Origin of the sequence: Metallumcola ferriviriculae (assembly GCF_035573695.1) — a bacterium.
Taxonomy (GTDB): domain Bacteria; phylum Bacillota; class JADQBR01; order JADQBR01; family JADQBR01; genus Metallumcola; species Metallumcola ferriviriculae.
This window is the reverse complement of record NZ_CP121694.1, coordinates 3,150,955-3,167,500: the sequence shown is the minus strand read 5'-3', so window position 1 is coordinate 3,167,500 and position 16,546 is coordinate 3,150,955. Positions and strand designations below refer to the sequence as shown.

Here is a 16,546-nt window from a genome sequence, read left to right as displayed (position 1 = left end):
CTGTGCTGTTTTGAGAGAACTTTTTATACAAGTTTACAAGTTTGTGGTGACCATAGCGGAGGGGACACACCCGTTCCCATTCCGAACACGGAAGTTAAGTCCTCCAGCGCCGATGGTACTCGGGCTTTTGCCCCGGGAGAGTAGGCCGTTGCCACAAATTTAATTTTTAAGAGCCTTTTTGGCTCTTTTTTTGTTTGCGAGGCATGGCCGCTATCTCTAAGGTGGAGTCCATGAACGGGAAGGTAATAGTGATTGGGCCTTCCGCGACGATGCAGGATTGGAACGAACCCGGTATTTATTTCCTCCCCTCAATCAGCTGCTTAAGTCTTTTAACTGCTGCTTCTATCTGATGCGGCAGGCGGTTCATCCGCTTTAATGCTACAATTAAGAGGAAGAAACTAGGAAGTTCGAAAATAATAGTATTAGTTAGGGGAGAATATAATGGGTAAAAGTAAAAAGATTGTAGGAATTAGCTCTGGAAGAGAGGGTGGAATTACAGATAAAGCGGTAAAGAAGATACTTGAGGCCAGCCAATTACCCTATGATTTTATCTCTTTGTCTAGTTTTGAGCTGCTAACTTGTAATGCTTGTAACGGGTGTGTAACAACGTATCAATGTGTTAAAGATGACCAGTTAAATGAAATTTGTGATATTATGCAGCAAGCAGATGGAATAGTATTTGGAGCCCCGGAGTATTGGAATGGGGCAAATGGAAAAGCTCGAGTATTCTGGGAGAGAATTTGTTTTAGCACTCGTCATAATGCGCAGTTCCCTTTAGCAGGTACACCAGGAATTATTGTAGGAGTAAGTGGAGATGGTGACTCGCGTGAAGTGTTACAAGATATTAGAGTGTTTTTTGAAGACGCAAGAATTAAACTTATAGATAGCATAGAGGTACAAGGGGAGTATGCCTGCTTTACATGTGGTTATGGAGAGAATTGCGAAGTAGGAGGATTAGCTGATATATATGAATTACCAACTATAATAAACGATAAGACAACTCCTAGCTTATGTAATCAATACCCGCACAAATTACAACCAGGAAAGGATATTACTAAGCAGCTTACCAGGTTAGGTAAAGCGTTAGCAAATCGCTTTTCTGCCAATCAGCCAGATATTTAATATATAGGGTTTTCAGGCATTGACATAAAACCATCAACCAATCGTCGCCTAGTCCAAAAAATGAGAACCGGGTTTAAAAGTCGTTCCTCAAGCTGATTTTTGTTTAGGATGTCATATAAGCTTACTTCGCAGCTTGACCTTCTTCTTTCTTCTTTAAGATAGTATTGCCAGTTAGCAACTGGCATTATATACCAGTTGCAATGTATTTCGAAGTATGATAATATAATGCTTGTCGCTCGATGCAGTAGTAAGTCGAAAGAAGACGAGGCAAAAACTACCAGTTGCAAAGTAAGGCGAGAGATGATAGGATAGATTTTGTCGCTTTTAGAGGCGGCGGAAGAAGCGGAGAGACGAGGTAGAAAATACCAGTTGAAACGCGGGAAGAAATATGATAGGATAGTATTTGTCGCCGAAAGCGGCGGCGAGAGAGGTCTTTGAAAACTGAACAGCGGAAAGAAAGTTTTAAAGCCTAAATTTTGAAGCAGCGGCAACCAAGCGTGATAAGCGTTTGAAGTACCGAGGCAAAAGATTTAAGCGGACCCTTTTTGTAAGAAAATAAAGCAAAGAGGAGCCGGAGAGAACTTCAAGTTAAGATAATTAAGCTCAAATGAGCTTAAGATAATTAACAGGAGAGTTTGATCCTGGCTCAGGACGAACGCTGGCGGCGTGCTTAACACATGCAAGTCGAACGGTTCTAACCGTAAAGACACTTCGGTAGACTTACGGGGACGGATAGTGGCGGACGGGTGAGTAACGCGTGGGCAATCTGCCCTTTAGACCGGGATAACAGGTGGAAACAGCTGCTAATACCGGATACATTCAAGATATCGCATGATATTTTGAGTAAAGGAGGCCTTAGTGCTCCCGCTAAAGGATGAGCCCGCGTTCCATTAGCTAGTTGGCAGGGTAACGGCCTACCAAGGCGACGATGGATAGCCGGCCTGAGAGGGTGAACGGCCACACTGGGACTGAGACACGGCCCAGACTCCTACGGGAGGCAGCAGTGGGGAATATTGCGCAATGGGGGAAACCCTGACGCAGCAACGCCGCGTGAGCGACGAAGGCCTTCGGGTCGTAAAGCTCTGTCATTGGGGAAGAAGTCTTGCACGTCAATAGCGTGTAAGGTGACGGTACCCGAGGAGGAAGCCCCGGCTAACTACGTGCCAGCAGCCGCGGTAACACGTAGGGGGCAAGCGTTGTCCGGAATTACTGGGCGTAAAGGGCGTGTAGGCGGCCGATCAAGTCTAGTGTGAAATACCTGGGCTCAACCCAGGATTGGCACTGGAAACTGGTTGGCTTGAGGGCAGGAGAGGCAAGTGGAATTCCTAGTGTAGCGGTGAAATGCGTAGATATTAGGAGGAACACCAGTGGCGAAGGCGACTTGCTGGCCTGACCCTGACGCTGAGGCGCGAAAGCGTGGGGAGCGAACAGGATTAGATACCCTGGTAGTCCACGCCGTAAACGATGGGTACTAGGTGTTGGAGGTATCGACCCCTTCAGTGCCGCAGCTAACGCATTAAGTACCCCGCCTGGGGAGTACGGTCGCAAGACTGAAACTCAAAGGAATTGACGGGGGCCCGCACAAGCGGTGGAGCATGTGGTTTAATTCGACGCAACGCGAAGAACCTTACCAGGGCTTGACATCCTCCGCTATCCCTAGAGATAGGGAGTTCCCTTCGGGGACGGAGAGACAGGTGGTGCATGGTTGTCGTCAGCTCGTGTCGTGAGATGTTGGGTTAAGTCCCGCAACGAGCGCAACCCCTGTACTTAGTTGCCATCATTAAGTTGGGCACTCTAAGTAGACTGCCGGTGACAAACCGGAGGAAGGTGGGGATGACGTCAAATCATCATGCCCCTTATGTCCTGGGCTACACACGTGCTACAATGGACTGTACAGAGGGTAGCGAAGCCGCGAGGTGGAGCCAATCCCAAAAAGCAGTTCTTAGTTCGGATTGCAGGCTGAAACTCGCCTGCATGAAGTCGGAATCGCTAGTAATCGCAGGTCAGCATACTGCGGTGAATACGTTCCCGGGCCTTGTACACACCGCCCGTCACACCACGAAAGCTGGCAACACCCGAAGTCGGTGACCTAACCTTCTCGAAGTTGGAAGTTCGAAGTGAGAAGTGCGAGTTCAAGCTGGTCTTGAGGGTCAAGGATAAAGAAAAGAAAAAAGCAAGAGAAGACCCAAGAGACCCTAAAGGAAGACAGGAGAAATCGCACCTCGAAAGTCGGACCTCGAACTTCGAGAAGGATGGAGCCGCCGAAGGTGGGGCTAGTGATTGGGGTGAAGTCGTAACAAGGTAGCCGTATCGGAAGGTGCGGCTGGATCACCTCCTTTCTAAGGAGAAAAGAAATACTCCTAGGTCGATTTAGGCTTTAAGAGAGAAAATCCGCTGTTTAGTTTTGAAGGACTTCTTGAATTAAGAGTCAAGAAGTTTCTTTTAACAAAGGGAAGAAAAGTTCTTTGAAAACTGCACAGTAAAGGAAAAGAAACAATTCATTGAGTAAGAATTGAGTTGTTTTAGGATCCAAAAACCTAAGGCGAAGAAGTAAAGTAAGAAGGTCAAGCTACGAAGGGCATACGGTGGATGCCTAGGCGCTAAGAGGCGAAGAAGGACGTGGTAAGCTGCGAAAAGCTCCGGGGAGCTGCAAGCGAGTGTAGATCCGGAGATGTCCGAATGGGGAAACCCGGCAGAGCAAACCTCTGTCACCCTATGCTGAATATATAGGCATAGCGGGGCGAACCGGGGGAACTGAAACATCTAAGTACCCCGAGGAAGAGAAAGAAAACTCGATTTTCCTAGTAGCGGCGAGCGAACGGGAAACAGCCTAAACCCGTTGGGAGGTGAGAGGTGAGAAGCGAGAAGTGAGAGCTTTTGCAGATCTTTGGGGTCAAAAGGCCCAAAAGAGAAGGCCCTAAAAGGGTCAAAAAGGACTGCAGAATAATCGCACCTCCAACATCCCACTTCTCACATCCCAACGGGGGTTGCGGGACTCTCATTTAGCAGGAAAGAACTAGCCGAAGAGGTCTGGAAAGGCCCACCATAGGAGGTAATAGTCCTGTAGGCGAAAGTTTTTGAATGTGAGAGAGCATCCCAAGTACCACGAGACACGTGAAACCTCGTGGGAATCCGGGGGGACCACCCCCCAAGGCTAAATACTCCTTAGCGACCGATAGAGAAGAGTACCGTGAGGGAAAGGTGAAAAGCACCCCGGGAGGGGAGTGAAATAGAACCTGAAACCGTATGCTTACAAGCAGTCAGAGCACGTTAAAAGTGTGATGGCGTACTTTTTGTAGAACGGGCCAGCGAGTTACGTTAATAGGCGAGGTTAAGTACCATAAGGTACGGAGCCGAAGCGAAAGCGAGTCTGAATAGGGCGAATTAGTCTATTGACGTAGACCCGAAACCGGGTGATCTACCCATGGGCAGGGTGAAGCGGAAGTAATGTTTCGTGGAGGCCCGAACCAACCAACGTTGAAAAGTTGGTGGATGACCTGTGGGTAGGGGTGAAATGCCAATCGAACCCGGAGATAGCTGGTTCTCCCCGAAATAGCTTTAGGGCTAGCCTCTGGTTAGATTTGTGGAGGTAGAGCACTGAAAAGGCTAGGGGCCCTACCAGGTTACCGAACCTTTTCAAACTCCGAATGCCACAAATTGATGCCAGGGAGTCAGACTATGGGTGATAAGGTTCATAGTCGAGAGGGAAACAGCCCAGACCGACAGCTAAGGTCCCAAAGTACGGACTAAGTGGAGAAGGATGTAGAATTGCAGAGACAACCAGGATGTTGGCTTAGAAGCAGCCACCATTTAAAGAGTGCGTAATAGCTCACTGGTCAAGTGGCTCTGCGCCGAAAATGTAACGGGGCTAAAGTCCGTCACCGAAGCTTCGGCTCAGTCGAGGTGTGAAGTTGGAAGTTCGAGGTGTGAGAATGGAGGTTTAGGAAATTGATAAAAAGCTTTCGAGACCTCAAGGTATATCAGAAAGCTTACCAATTAAGTATTACGGTAAACAAATTAAGCCTAAGCCTTTTACCAAGACACGAACTGTATGAGTTAGGAAGTCAATTAAGAAGAGCAGCCATATCCATACCGTTAAATATAGCAGAAGGATATGGACGTAAGGACTCAAATAAAGAGTTCAAGCACTTTTTAAGAAACGCATTAGGTTCTTGCAATGAGATTCAAGTATTGCTAGAAATGCTCAGAGATTTAGAGTATCTAGAAAAAGGAGCATATGAAGAACTTAATGAAGCTTACGACCATGTCGGAAGGCAGTTGTATAAACTTATACAAACGTGGAAGTAAATCGCACATCGAAATTCGAACTTCGCACTTCGATTGGGGGTAGGGGAGCGTTCTGTATGCAGCGAAGCTGTACCGTAAGGAGCAGTGGAGCGTACAGAAGTGAGAATGCTGGCATGAGTAGCGATAAAAGAGGTGAGAATCCTCTTCGCCGAAAGCCTAAGGTTTCCTGGGGAAGGTTCGTCCGCCCAGGGTAAGCCGGGACCTAAGCCGAGGCCTAAAGGCGTAGGCGATGGACAATCGGTTGAGATTCCGATGCCACCTGGTGGCCGTTTGAGGAAGTGGTGACACAGTAGGGTAAGTAAAGCGCACCGTTGGTTGTGTGCGTCCAAGCCCGTAGGGTGATGTGTAGGCAAATCCGCACATCGAGAAGCCTGAGAGGTGATGGGGAGCGAAATTCAAGTAGCGAACTTGCCGAGCCCACACTGTCAAGAAAAGCCACTAACGAGGACAACAGGTGCCCGTACCGTAAACCGACACAGGTAGGCGGGGTGAGGATCCTAAGGCGCGCGAGAGAACCCTCGTTAAGGAACTCGGCAAAATGACCCCGTAACTTCGGGATAAGGGGTACCTCAGTAGTGTGACGAATTAACTTTCTAAGCACGAAGAGGTCGCAGAGAAATGGTCCAGGCGACTGTTTAGCAAAAACACAGGTGTCTGCTAAAGCGAAAGCTGAAGTATAGATGCTGACGCCTGCCCGGTGCCGGAAGGTTAAGGGGACGTGTTAGCCCTTGGGCGAAGCACTGAGCTGAAGCCCCGGTAAACGGCGGCCGTAACTATAACGGTCCTAAGGTAGCGAAATTCCTTGTCGGGTAAGTTCCGACCCGCACGAAAGGCGTAACGATCTGGACGCTGTCTCAACGAGGGACTCGGTGAAATTGTAGTACCGGTAAAGATGCCGGTTACCTGCGACAGGACGGAAAGACCCCGTGGAGCTTTACTGTAACCTGATATTGGGTTTTGGCACATGATGTACAGGATAGGTGGGAGACTTAGAAGGATATGCGCCAGTGTATCTGGAGTCGCTGGTGGGATACCACCCTTGATGTGTTGGAATTCTAACCTGGCACCATAAACTGGTGTGGGGACAGTGTCAGGTGGGCAGTTTGACTGGGGCGGTCGCCTCCCAAAGAGTAACGGAGGCGCCCAAAGGTTCGTTCAGAATGGTTGGAAATCATTCGAAGAGTGTAAAGGCAGAAACGAGCTTGACTGCGAGAGAGACATCTCGAGCAGGGACGAAAGTCGGGCTTAGTGATCCGGCGGTACCGAGTGGAAGGGCCGTCGCTCAACGGATAAAAGCTACCCCGGGGATAACAGGCTTATCTCCCCCAAGAGTCCATATCGACGGGGAGGTTTGGCACCTCGATGTCGGCTCATCGCATCCTGGGGCTGAAGTAGGTCCCAAGGGTTGGGCTGTTCGCCCATTAAAGCGGTACGCGAGCTGGGTTCAGAACGTCGTGAGACAGTTCGGTCCCTATCCGTCGCAGGCGCAGGAAACTTGAGAGGAGCTGTCCCTAGTACGAGAGGACCGGGATGGACAGACCGATGGTGTACCAGTTGTCGTGCCAACGGCATAGCTGGGTAGCTAAGTCTGGCAGGGATAAGCGCTGAAAGCATCTAAGCACGAAGCCCCCCTCAAGATGAGGTTTCCCATGGAGTTAATCCAGTAAGACCCCTGAAAGATGATCAGGTTGATAGGCCAGGAGTGTACAGATAGTGATATCTTTAGCTGACTGGTACTAATAGGTCGAGGGTTTGACCTCACATTCACATCCTTAGGTTTGGATCCTTCCTTTACTGTGCTGTTTTGAGAGAACTTTTTATACAAGTTTACAAGTTTGTGGTGACCATAGCGGAGGGGACACACCCGTTCCCATTCCGAACACGGAAGTTAAGTCCTCCAGCGCCGATGGTACTCGGGCTTTTGCCCCGGGAGAGTAGGCCGTTGCCACAAATTTAATTTTTAAGAGCCTTTTTGGCTCTTTTTTTGTTTGCGAGGCATGGCCGCTATCTCTAAGGTGGAGTCCATGAACGGGAAGGTAATAGTGATTGGGCCTTTCGCGACGATGCAGGATTGGAACGAACCCGGTTAAATGCTACAATCAAGAGGAAGAAACTAGGAAGTTCGAAGGTTGTGGATATTAACGCTGCTTAAAAGTCTATATTTTTTTTAGAATGGGTGCCATTTAATAGGCATCCATTTTTTATGCTAACAATGTTTAATGTGAATATAAAATATAGTATAATAGGCGAGGGGTGCTTGAAATGGAAAATTGGCGTTTGCTTGATACTGGAGTAAGAACTGCTGCAGAGAATATGGCATTGGATGAAGTGGTATTAACAGCTAAGGGGAGGGGTTGGGCACCTAATACCCTTAGGTTTTTACAGTTTAGCCCACATTGTACTTTAGTCGGTTATCACCAAAGTGTAGAGCAGGAAATCAGGATTGAGTACTGCAGAGATAATGGCATCGATATTAATCGACGTATTACTGGCGGCGGGGGACTTTATTGGGATGAAACCCAGCTGGGTTGGGAAATATTTGCTAATAAGAATCATCCCGCTATCCCTACAGACATTGAAGAATTATATAAGAAACTCTGCAACGCAGTAATATTTGCGTTGAGTCAATTTGGGCTGCAGGCTAAATTTAGATATAGGAATGACATTGAAATTAATCATCGAAAGATTTCCGGTACTGGGGGAACTGAATTGGATAACGCCTTTTTATTCCAGGGAACTCTTTTAGTGGATTTTGATGTTGATACAATGCTAAGAGCTCTAAGAATACCCACTGAAAAATTAAAGGATAAAGAAATAGAGTCAGTAAAAGAAAGAGTTACCTGCCTTAAATGGGAATTGGGCTATGTTCCGGCTGTTAGGGATATAAAGGCGGCTATTGTCCAGGGATTTGCTCATGAATTGGGTGTTACATTTACAGAAGGGCCTTTGTTACAAAAAGAGGAGGAGCTTCTTATTAAGACTCTGCCTAAGTTTCTTTCTTCACAATGGGTAGATAACATTCGCCGCTCACGTAGACAGCGTCAGGAACTAAAATCCCTATACAAAAATGAAGGTGGTCTTATTAGAACTTCTGTTATCTTAGACGGGTATACAGAAAGAATTCAGGCCATTTTAATCACCGGGGACTTTTTTGTCTACCCGAAAAACTCTATTTTTGATCTAGAAAATTTACTGCGGGATGTCCCGGCTGATTTCAATCAAATATTAGCGATCATTAAAAGATTTTTTGTAGAAAAACGAGTGAACATTCCTGGCCTGACGCCCAAAGATTTTGGCATTGCCATATGGGATGCTGTTAAAAAGAAAGACTTACTAAATTACGGAATTAGAATGGAGGACATTAATTCTGTTTATACAGTGGGGGGACAGTTTGAGCAGGTTAATAACGCAACTGTGCTGCTGTTGCCTTATTGTGCAAAAAAAACAAGCTGCAATTATCGCTTCAAGGAGGGATGCGTTCAGTGCGGCAGATGTACCGTCGGCCCTGCTTTTAAACTTGCCTTCGATTATGGTTTGCGGCCTGTTACTATTCAAAATTACGAAATGTTGGAGGAAACTCTTACTAATCTTAAAAAAGAAGGAGTTCCATCTTTTGTAGGAACTTGTTGTGATGCTTTTTATGCCAAACATAAGGATGATTTTGAACGTATTGGCCTGCCCGGGGTGCTGGTGGATGTAGAAAATTCTACTTGCTACGACTTGGGTAAAGAAAAGGAGGCAAAAGAGGGCAGGTTTGAAAATCAGACAGAGTTAAAGTTGGATTTGCTAAAACAAATTGTTGATTTAAAGGCAGGAATGCTTGATAATAATGAAATTGGTGGTGGCCAATGAGAGCGTCTATAAAACAGTACGATGCGGTTGTTATTGGTGCTGGTCCGGCGGGGGCTTCAGCGGCCAAGGAGCTGGCAGATCGCGGTTTTTCAACAGCTCTTTTAGAAAAAAGAAAACGTATCGGAATACCTGTCAGGTGTGCTGAGTTTATTCCACGTTTTTTAAATAGCTACTGTGATATACCAGCTTGTTCAATAGCCCAAAAAATAGAGCATATGGAGACCTATTTGCCGGATGAAAGCAGGGAGGTTACCTCTGCCCCCGGATATGTTGTTCACCGATTCCTGTTTGACAAACAATTAGCTGCACAAGCAGTTAAAGCAGGCGCTGTTTTATATATCGGTACCAAAGCCCTGAAAACCAACAATAATGAAGTGGTTGCTTTTCGAGGTAATAGAACCGTAGTCTTTAAAACTAAAGTAATTATTGGTGCCGATGGTCCCAATTCAATTGTGAGAAAGGCTATAGGTGCTAAAAAGCCTCCCATGGTTAATGCCTTGCAAGCTGAAGTGGTGCTTAAACAGGAACAATTAAATACCCAAGTGTTTTTTCACCATCTAATTTATGGCGGCTATGCCTGGTTCTTTCCCAAAGGAAATACTGCCAATGTGGGGTTGGGAATGATTAACCAAGGAGGTGATTCGGTTAGGAAAGGCTGGCAGGAGTTAATTCGCCTTTTTAATATTGAATCACCGTTAAGCTATACAGGTGGCCAAATACCTGTGGGTGGTCTAGTGAAACACTTGGTAAAAGATAATATGCTGTTAGTCGGTGATGCTGCAGGGCTAACTCATCCTATCACAGGTGCCGGTATCAGTAACGCTGTGATTAGCGGCAAGATGGCAGGTGCTGCTGCTGCCGATGCGCTGGCTGCCGGGGACTATAGCTGCCTTAATACTTATAAGGAAGATGTGGAGGACCTTTTTGGCAATAGTTTAAGGTTGGCCGTGGCAAATAGAAAATACCAGGAAGCAAATTGGAGCAATGATTTAGATACTCTTACAGGGGTTATCAAAAAAACATGGGTTGCTTTTCCGGGATATGGATTAAAGAAACAAGAAAGGGGTTTTTAAGGTGAGTAACGTAACAGCTAACATAATTGATAATGGAAAATTGCAAAGTCCGCATTACGCACAAACCAGCTTGGCAGCAGGTTTAACTTTAGGATTTGAGAGGGGATTATTTTATCGCAACGCCACCCTAAAAGGTCTTAATCTGTTAGTAACGTACGATAATAAATGTGCCGCAGACTGCAGTTATTGCGGTCTAGCAAGGAGCAGGAATATCAGTGAAAGTAAAACCTTTATTCGTGTCAGCTGGCCTACCTATGCGGTGGATGAAATAATTGATGCTGTAAATGGAAAACAACATAATCTGCAGCGGGTTTGTGTAGGAATGATAACCCATAAAAAGGCTGTAGAGGATAGTATCTCAATAATCAACCGGTTTAGAGAAGAAACCGATCTATTGATAAGTACGCTGGTTTCTCCTACAGTAATGGAAAAAGGGGATTTAGGCAGGATAAAGGAAGCTGGCGCCGATATGTGCGGAATAGCTGTAGACGCAGCTACCAACGAACTGTTTGATAAATTACGTGGTGAAAAGGTATCGGGCCCCCATCGCTGGAGGAGATTTTGGGATGCTGTAGCAGAGTCAGTAACTGTATTTGGGCGTTACAAAGCGGGTGTGCACTTAGTCGTAGGATTGGGGGAAACGGAGAAGGAAATGGTAAATACCATCCAAAGAGCACATGATTTAGGTGCCACAACACACTTATTTAGTTTTTTCCCCGAAGCAGGGAGTAAGATGGAGAACTGGCCTCAGCCGGATTTGGGACACTACCGCCGCATTCAACTGGCCAGGTATATAATCAACAACCACTTGGGTCAGGCGGATAATATGCAGTTTAGTAAGGATGGACAGTTAACCGATTTTGGGCAAAATTTGGAACGATTTCTTGAGGATGGAGAAGCCTTTATGACTTCTGGTTGTGCCGGAAAAGACGGCAAAGTGGCGTGCAATAGGCCTTACGGTAACGAGCGCCCATCTCGGCCTATTAGAAATTTTCCTTTTATGCCAACCAGTAAGGATTTAATCTTAATAAGAAAACAGCTATGGCGGGGCGTAAAATGAGTTCACATAAAATAATGGTATCACGTGATAAGTTAAATGCTGACTATCAAAATTCTTTAGAGGATTTAATGGAAAAGGCATGGAAGACCAGGGTAAAATATCATGTGAACACTATTGCCTTTGCGGCACCAAGTCCAAAATATTATGAAATAGAGAATTACAAAAACGATAGTAATACATTTATTAATGTTTCCGTTACGGGGGACAAATGTGCCTTGCGCTGTGAACACTGCAAGGGTAATCTTTTAAAATCCATGCACTCGGCAGAAAGCTCAAATGAGTTAATCAGTTTGGGTGAAAGCTTCGTAAAAAAAGGCTGTAAAGGCATGCTGATTAGTGGAGGAGCAGACGCTAACGGTGAGGTTCCACTAAAATATGTGGCTTCTGGGATTAAGGAATTGAAGCGGATGGGCCTAAAGGTAATTGTCCATACAGGATTGATTTCAGAAGAAACTGCACGTATTTTAAAAGAATGTGAAGTGGATCAGGTATTAACTGACGTGATTGGAGATAGAAAGACGGCTCAAAAAGTTTATCATTTAGATAAGACTCCGGAGTATTTTGGAAATGCGTTAAGGATAATGGTTGAGGCAGGATTAAACATTGCACCGCATATTGTCATTGGATTGGATTATGGCCGCGTTTTAGGTGAATTGGAGGCGTTATATCAAGTGACCAACTCCAATGCTCAGACAATTGTCCTTGTAGTATTAAACCCACTGCCTAATACACCTATGTCCAGCATAGAACCTCCACAGTTAGGTGAGGTGGGAAAAATAATAGCACTTGCCCGTATTTTAAGCCCTAAGGCTAAAATAATGTTAGGATGTGCCAAGCCGCCTAAGCATAAAGAAATTATTGAAAGACTTGCTCTTAATGCAGGTGTTAACGCAATAGCCTATCCTGCTGATGAAACTGTATCCTTGGCTAAGGATAGAAACTTACATTCATACTTTAGTCCTTTATGTTGCAGCCTGCTGTAGGACTAGTTGGCTAAAGACGGAGACACATGATATTGCAACCGGTTAGATAATGGCACTATATACCATTTGCAATGTTGTGGGATCTTTTTTGTTGTAATGTGTTTGTAAACTGATTTTATTTTATTATACGTAGCATCTCGGAAACTAGGTAAATAAATCGGGAACAAGAAAAGGTTTTCCCAAGAAGATAGCTCTTTGACAACTTCACATAGCAAAGGTAAGCAAAGAAGGTTAGCTTGGTGGAAAAAAGGCAATAGAAAACTAAGCCGGTGTCCTTAGAGTTAATAGACCAGCCAATAACTAGGGTAGGATGAAATTAAGAGTGTAGGTTTAAGCCGATTTAGAGAAGGTTTCTAAGCCAATCTTTTCTAAAATATTTGGTTTAACAACAGCAACTTGAGCATCCAAGTGTTGATTAATGGCCGCCAAAGTTGCCTGCCAAAACCAACGTTTTTTAGTCCGAGCATTAGCCAACTCAATTTTGTAATCGACAAGTATACGTTTAAAGGTGCGCTCTACGGTAGTTCGTCTAGCATAAACATGTTTCCATGCCTTAGAGTTACGAGGAGTTGGCGTAAAAAGACGCAAATCCCAAATGGGTTTAGTGTAAACCACCCGGCCGTACGCACTAGGAGAACATTCATGTTTTTTAGAACACTTGCTACTATCCTTGTGATGAGGGCAGCGCCACTTAATGCGGCATCTATCGTTGCTAAAACCCCAGTTAAGCATCGGTAAACCTTCAAGGCAGATAGGGACACCATTTTCATCAACGTTAATAGGCCCAGGAAATGTATTGTTTCCTTTAGCCCTATTGTTAAGGTCAATAAAAGGTTCGGTTTCATTAGCATGCAGCAGACGGTAAATATCATAAACATCATGAGCAGCATCCAAAAGGGCTTTAGAAAACTTAAAATCAGGATAGAGGTGAAGCAATTCAGCCCAAGAAACAACAAAAGTAACACTATCATTTCTAGACCCCTGTACCAAACGCAGATAAAGCGGCAGGTCATTTTTACTATCCGCTGAAGTAATAGAGTACAGGGTGTGACCGTAAAACCATTGGTCATGGTAACTATCCCAACCCCAATTAGCATCCGGGTCAGTAAAGACACGTTTGCACTTGCAGCGGTAAATGCCTTTAGAGGGGCAATCACAGATTCTTTTACCGTAGGGAGTGGCACCGGTAAGGAGTGGGGCTCCGTCACCGGCAATAGCCAGTTTGTTGGGATTACCAAGAAGACCTAACTTGGATGATGGTAAAACGGCACACTCTTTTAAAATTTTCTGCAAGATACTTTCTGGCCTTTTCTCAATGACCTGCCCTTTAAGAGCCCTATCAACTAATCTTTTAACAATACCAGGATGCTTAGCAGGTAACTTTTTCCCAGACTTAGGACGTTTTCTCCCTTTGGATTTTGGTTTTCGGATAGCCTTTTGCGGATTATCTAGAAGCCATAAACGTTCCAACAAGTCATAAAAAGTACCAACACCAGGGGTTTCGCCCTTTTCAAACCCGCAAATGGCCCTAAGAACAGGAGAAGCCCTCAACTTATCAACAAACTTAGTAGGGTCATGAATCTGGCAATGAAGCATTACCACCAAAGCCCTAAGAAGTTCAGGTTGATTTTTAGCTGGTCTTCCCAGAGGAGAATAAAGCTTAGCAATGACCTTTTTAACCGGGTCAAGGTTAAATATATAGACCTTCTCAATGAGCGGAGCATAAAAACGAATATTAGCTTCATGCGTCACCGTTAAAGAAACAAGTTCAGATTTCAGCCAATCCTGGTACTCGACATGTGTACGCCAATAACCTAACAAAAAATCGCCTCCAACATTAGTCGATTAGAGGAAAAAATTACCTCTATCTCGATTGTGGGACGAAATTACGTTTGTCAAGTAGCATTTAGACTGTTTTTTTAGAAATACAGATAATTGTGTCACAATACCTCATCATATCTTGCTATGCCGCTTATTTTTGCTATGTGAAGTTGTTGGGTTGAGTGGGGGTGAACCAGTTATTACCAGCTTGTTGTAACCCGGTATAACTGACTTGAGACTTTCCGAGAAACTACTATACTATAGTGGGGGTGAACATTTTTGAAACTGACCATTCTTGTAGCACCCGATTCTTTTAAGGATTGTTTAGCGGCAGTTGATGTGGCTGAAGCTATAGCTTCGGGATTATCTCAATATCCCGATATTAATGTTTTGGCAATGCCGATGGCTGATGGTGGTGAAGGGACTGTTGATGCATTGGTTAGTGCCACCGGTGGGCGTAAGTTAAAAACGGAAGTAATTGGTCCGTTGGGGGACACTATTATGGCGCAATGGGCCATTTTGGGAGATAATACTACGGCAGTGATAGAAATGGCGTCAGCTTCTGGCTTAATGTTGGTTCCTGAAGCATCGAGAAATCCGGCGGTCACTACCACTTTTGGTACAGGGCAGCTAATTGCCGAGGCCATAAACAAGGGGTGTCAGGAAATTATCGTTGGCATCGGCGGCAGTGCCACCAATGACGGTGGTCTGGGTATGGCTCAGGCCTTAGGAGTATCTGTGCGGGACTTAGATGGGCATGAATTAGGCTATGGCGGCAGAGAATTATCTAAAGCAGTCAACATTGATATATCGAACCTGCACCCCGGGTTAAAGAACACTAAGATCAAGGTGGCCTGTGACGTGAACAATCCGTTGTTCGGGCAGCGAGGAGCAGCCTATATTTATGCTCCTCAAAAAGGTGCGGAACCTGAGTTGGTTGAATCTCTTGATATTAATTTACGCCATTGGGCCGAGGTGATTAGATCAGAGCTTGGCCAGGATGTGGCTGAAGTTCCTGGGGCCGGCGCTGCCGGGGGTCTGGGCGCTGGATTAATAGCATTTACTAATGCCCAATTGGTAAAGGGAATAGAACTGGTCATGGACACGCTAGAGATAAATCGCGTATTAGAAAAGGTAGATTTGGTTGTCACCGGTGAAGGAAGGTTCGATGCTCAGACAGCATCGGGAAAGGTAGCTGCCGGATTGGCATCCAGGGCCAAACAAAAAAACATCCCTGTAGTTGTTGTGGCCGGAAGTGTAGATATGTGGAAAGAGGCGCCGGTGTTGGGAATAGATGCAGTATTCTCTATTTGTAAAGGTCCCATCACCAGCTTGGAGAGCATGAACACTGCCCGGGAATTGCTAATATATACGGGTGCTCAAATAGGGGGATTAACTACGGCGCTGCTTAATTTAAATAATAACGAATGCAAATAACTTATCTTTAGAGAATAGAATGTTTTATTGTGATAAATTTATTAGACTAGCTTGAATTGTATGGTTATTTGTTATAAAATCAAAGCAAGAGCAATCAGGAAGATTGCAAAATGTTGAGGTTTTAATATTGCATTTGTTACTTGGACCATGAAGGTCGTTGCGGCAGGGAGCCGGGCATCCTCATGGTTTGTTTAATTAACCAGAAAGTATAAGTTGCTTACTATGTTTGTTAGATAAGGAGCAAATCATGAGAATTGCGGTTATTGATGGGCAAGGCGGCGGTATCGGTAAACACATTGTTGAAAAGATTCGCAGCAGCTTCGTGCACCGGGTGGAGATAATAGCCTTGGGCACTAATGCCTTGGCAACTGCACAAATGCTAAAAGCGGGTGCCAATGAAGGTGCCACCGGTGAGAATGCTATTTGTTATACTGCGCCAAAAGTTGATGTAATTATGGGCTCGGTGGCGATTCTTGCGGCCAACGCCATGCTGGGAGAGCTAACTCCTAAGATGTCTCAATCGATTGGTGAGTCCCAGGCCACTAAAATTTTGCTGCCCATTAACAGGTCTAGGTTGGAAATTGTCAGTGTGGCGGATGAACCGCTGCCGCATCAGATAGAAGCAGCAGTTAAAAGACTTAAGCAGCTAATTGAGGGGGAGAAATAAATGTGTGAAGCAAATGCTTATCTGCTAAAAAACGGCAAGGAAGAATTGTTGATGGAAAAAATTGATAAGTTAGTCCCTCATGAAGGGGGCTTCATGCTAGAGAATATCTTTGGCCAGCGTAAGTTTATTAAAGCCAAGATTAAAGAAATGGAACTGGTGGATCACAAAATTATTTTGGAAGAATAGCTTATAATCCGATTACACGGAGGTTTGTCGTATTATA

General features: G+C 45.1%; 10 protein-coding genes and 4 rRNA genes. 13 read left to right on the top strand and 1 reads right to left on the bottom strand.

Translation table 11 applies throughout. From position 1 onward, the window contains the following. Nucleotides 1–42 precede the first annotated feature (42 nt). The 10 genes from rrf (MFMK1_RS15665) (at nucleotide 43) to MFMK1_RS15620 (ending at nucleotide 12,398) form a co-directional block, all read left to right on the top strand. Nucleotides 43–157: ribosomal RNA gene (rrf, locus tag MFMK1_RS15665) — 5S ribosomal RNA — on the top strand. A gap of 284 nt (nucleotides 158–441) precedes the next feature. Beyond that, nucleotides 442–1,122, top strand: a complete 681-nt coding sequence (locus MFMK1_RS15660) for a flavodoxin family protein (RefSeq protein ID WP_366922617.1) — start codon at nucleotides 442–444, stop codon at nucleotides 1,120–1,122. A gap of 315 nt (nucleotides 1,123–1,437) precedes the next feature. Beyond that, on the top strand, nucleotides 1,438–1,560 hold the full coding sequence (locus MFMK1_RS15655) for a hypothetical protein (protein WP_366922616.1): 123 nt from the start codon (nucleotides 1,438–1,440) through the stop codon (nucleotides 1,558–1,560). A gap of 185 nt (nucleotides 1,561–1,745) precedes the next feature. Next, nucleotides 1,746–3,461 (top strand): 16S ribosomal RNA (locus MFMK1_RS15650). Nucleotides 3,462–3,684: 223 nt separating this feature from the next. Then, nucleotides 3,685–7,190 (top strand): 23S ribosomal RNA (locus tag MFMK1_RS15645). A 76-nt stretch (nucleotides 7,191–7,266) separates the two neighbouring features. Beyond that, nucleotides 7,267–7,381 (top strand): 5S ribosomal RNA (gene rrf / locus MFMK1_RS15640). Together the 16S, 23S and 5S rRNA genes form the textbook arrangement of a ribosomal RNA operon. 311 nt (nucleotides 7,382–7,692) lie before the next feature. Beyond that, nucleotides 7,693–9,282: a lipoyl protein ligase domain-containing protein gene (locus MFMK1_RS15635; RefSeq protein WP_366922615.1), complete on the top strand. Its 1,590-nt coding sequence runs from the start codon at nucleotides 7,693–7,695 to the stop codon at nucleotides 9,280–9,282. Then, nucleotides 9,279–10,355, top strand: coding sequence for an NAD(P)/FAD-dependent oxidoreductase (locus MFMK1_RS15630; RefSeq protein WP_366922614.1), 1,077 nt, complete (start codon nucleotides 9,279–9,281; stop codon nucleotides 10,353–10,355). The genes MFMK1_RS15635 and MFMK1_RS15630 overlap by 4 nt, the downstream gene beginning before the upstream one ends. Before the next feature lies 1 nt (nucleotide 10,356). Continuing rightward, the gene (locus MFMK1_RS15625; protein WP_366922613.1) at nucleotides 10,357–11,415 is read left to right on the top strand and encodes a radical SAM protein; all 1,059 of its coding nucleotides are present in this window, start codon (nucleotides 10,357–10,359) and stop codon (nucleotides 11,413–11,415) included. After that, nucleotides 11,412–12,398 (top strand): radical SAM protein, encoded by a 987-nt coding sequence (locus MFMK1_RS15620; RefSeq protein ID WP_366922612.1) that lies wholly within the window; start codon nucleotides 11,412–11,414, stop codon nucleotides 12,396–12,398. Before MFMK1_RS15625 ends, MFMK1_RS15620 begins: the two co-directional genes overlap by 4 nt. A gap of 330 nt (nucleotides 12,399–12,728) precedes the next feature. Here the strand turns inward: MFMK1_RS15620 and MFMK1_RS15615 are convergent, their stop codons facing one another. Beyond that, on the bottom strand, nucleotides 12,729–14,219 hold the full coding sequence (locus MFMK1_RS15615; protein WP_366922067.1) for a transposase: 1,491 nt from the start codon (nucleotides 14,217–14,219) through the stop codon (nucleotides 12,729–12,731). A gap of 279 nt (nucleotides 14,220–14,498) precedes the next feature. Between MFMK1_RS15615 and MFMK1_RS15610 the strand changes: the two genes are divergently transcribed. The 3 genes from MFMK1_RS15610 to MFMK1_RS15600 all read left to right on the top strand — a co-directional run bounded on the left by MFMK1_RS15610 (nucleotide 14,499) and on the right by MFMK1_RS15600 (nucleotide 16,509). Continuing rightward, nucleotides 14,499–15,656: a glycerate kinase gene (locus MFMK1_RS15610; RefSeq protein WP_366922611.1), complete on the top strand. Its 1,158-nt coding sequence runs from the start codon at nucleotides 14,499–14,501 to the stop codon at nucleotides 15,654–15,656. A gap of 247 nt (nucleotides 15,657–15,903) precedes the next feature. Beyond that, nucleotides 15,904–16,323 (top strand): DUF3842 family protein, encoded by a 420-nt coding sequence (locus MFMK1_RS15605; protein WP_366922610.1) that lies wholly within the window; start codon nucleotides 15,904–15,906, stop codon nucleotides 16,321–16,323. Beyond that, a complete protein-coding gene (locus MFMK1_RS15600) occupies nucleotides 16,324–16,509 on the top strand; it encodes a CooT family nickel-binding protein (RefSeq protein ID WP_366922609.1) in 186 nt (61 codons plus the stop codon). Nucleotides 16,510–16,546: the final 37 nt, after the last annotated feature.

Excerpts from the sequence above, each read along its gene's own strand:
- MFMK1_RS15660 (WP_366922617.1), top strand. The coding sequence starts at position 442 with ATGGGTAAAAGTAAAAAGATTGTAGGAATTAGCTCTGGAAGAGAGGGT.
- MFMK1_RS15635 (WP_366922615.1), top strand. The coding sequence starts at position 7,693 with ATGGAAAATTGGCGTTTGCTTGATACTGGAGTAAGAACTGCTGCAGAG.
- MFMK1_RS15630 (WP_366922614.1), top strand. The coding sequence starts at position 9,279 with ATGAGAGCGTCTATAAAACAGTACGATGCGGTTGTTATTGGTGCTGGT.
- MFMK1_RS15620 (WP_366922612.1), top strand. The coding sequence starts at position 11,412 with ATGAGTTCACATAAAATAATGGTATCACGTGATAAGTTAAATGCTGAC.
- MFMK1_RS15605 (WP_366922610.1), top strand. The coding sequence starts at position 15,904 with ATGAGAATTGCGGTTATTGATGGGCAAGGCGGCGGTATCGGTAAACAC.
- MFMK1_RS15600 (WP_366922609.1), top strand. The coding sequence starts at position 16,324 with ATGTGTGAAGCAAATGCTTATCTGCTAAAAAACGGCAAGGAAGAATTG.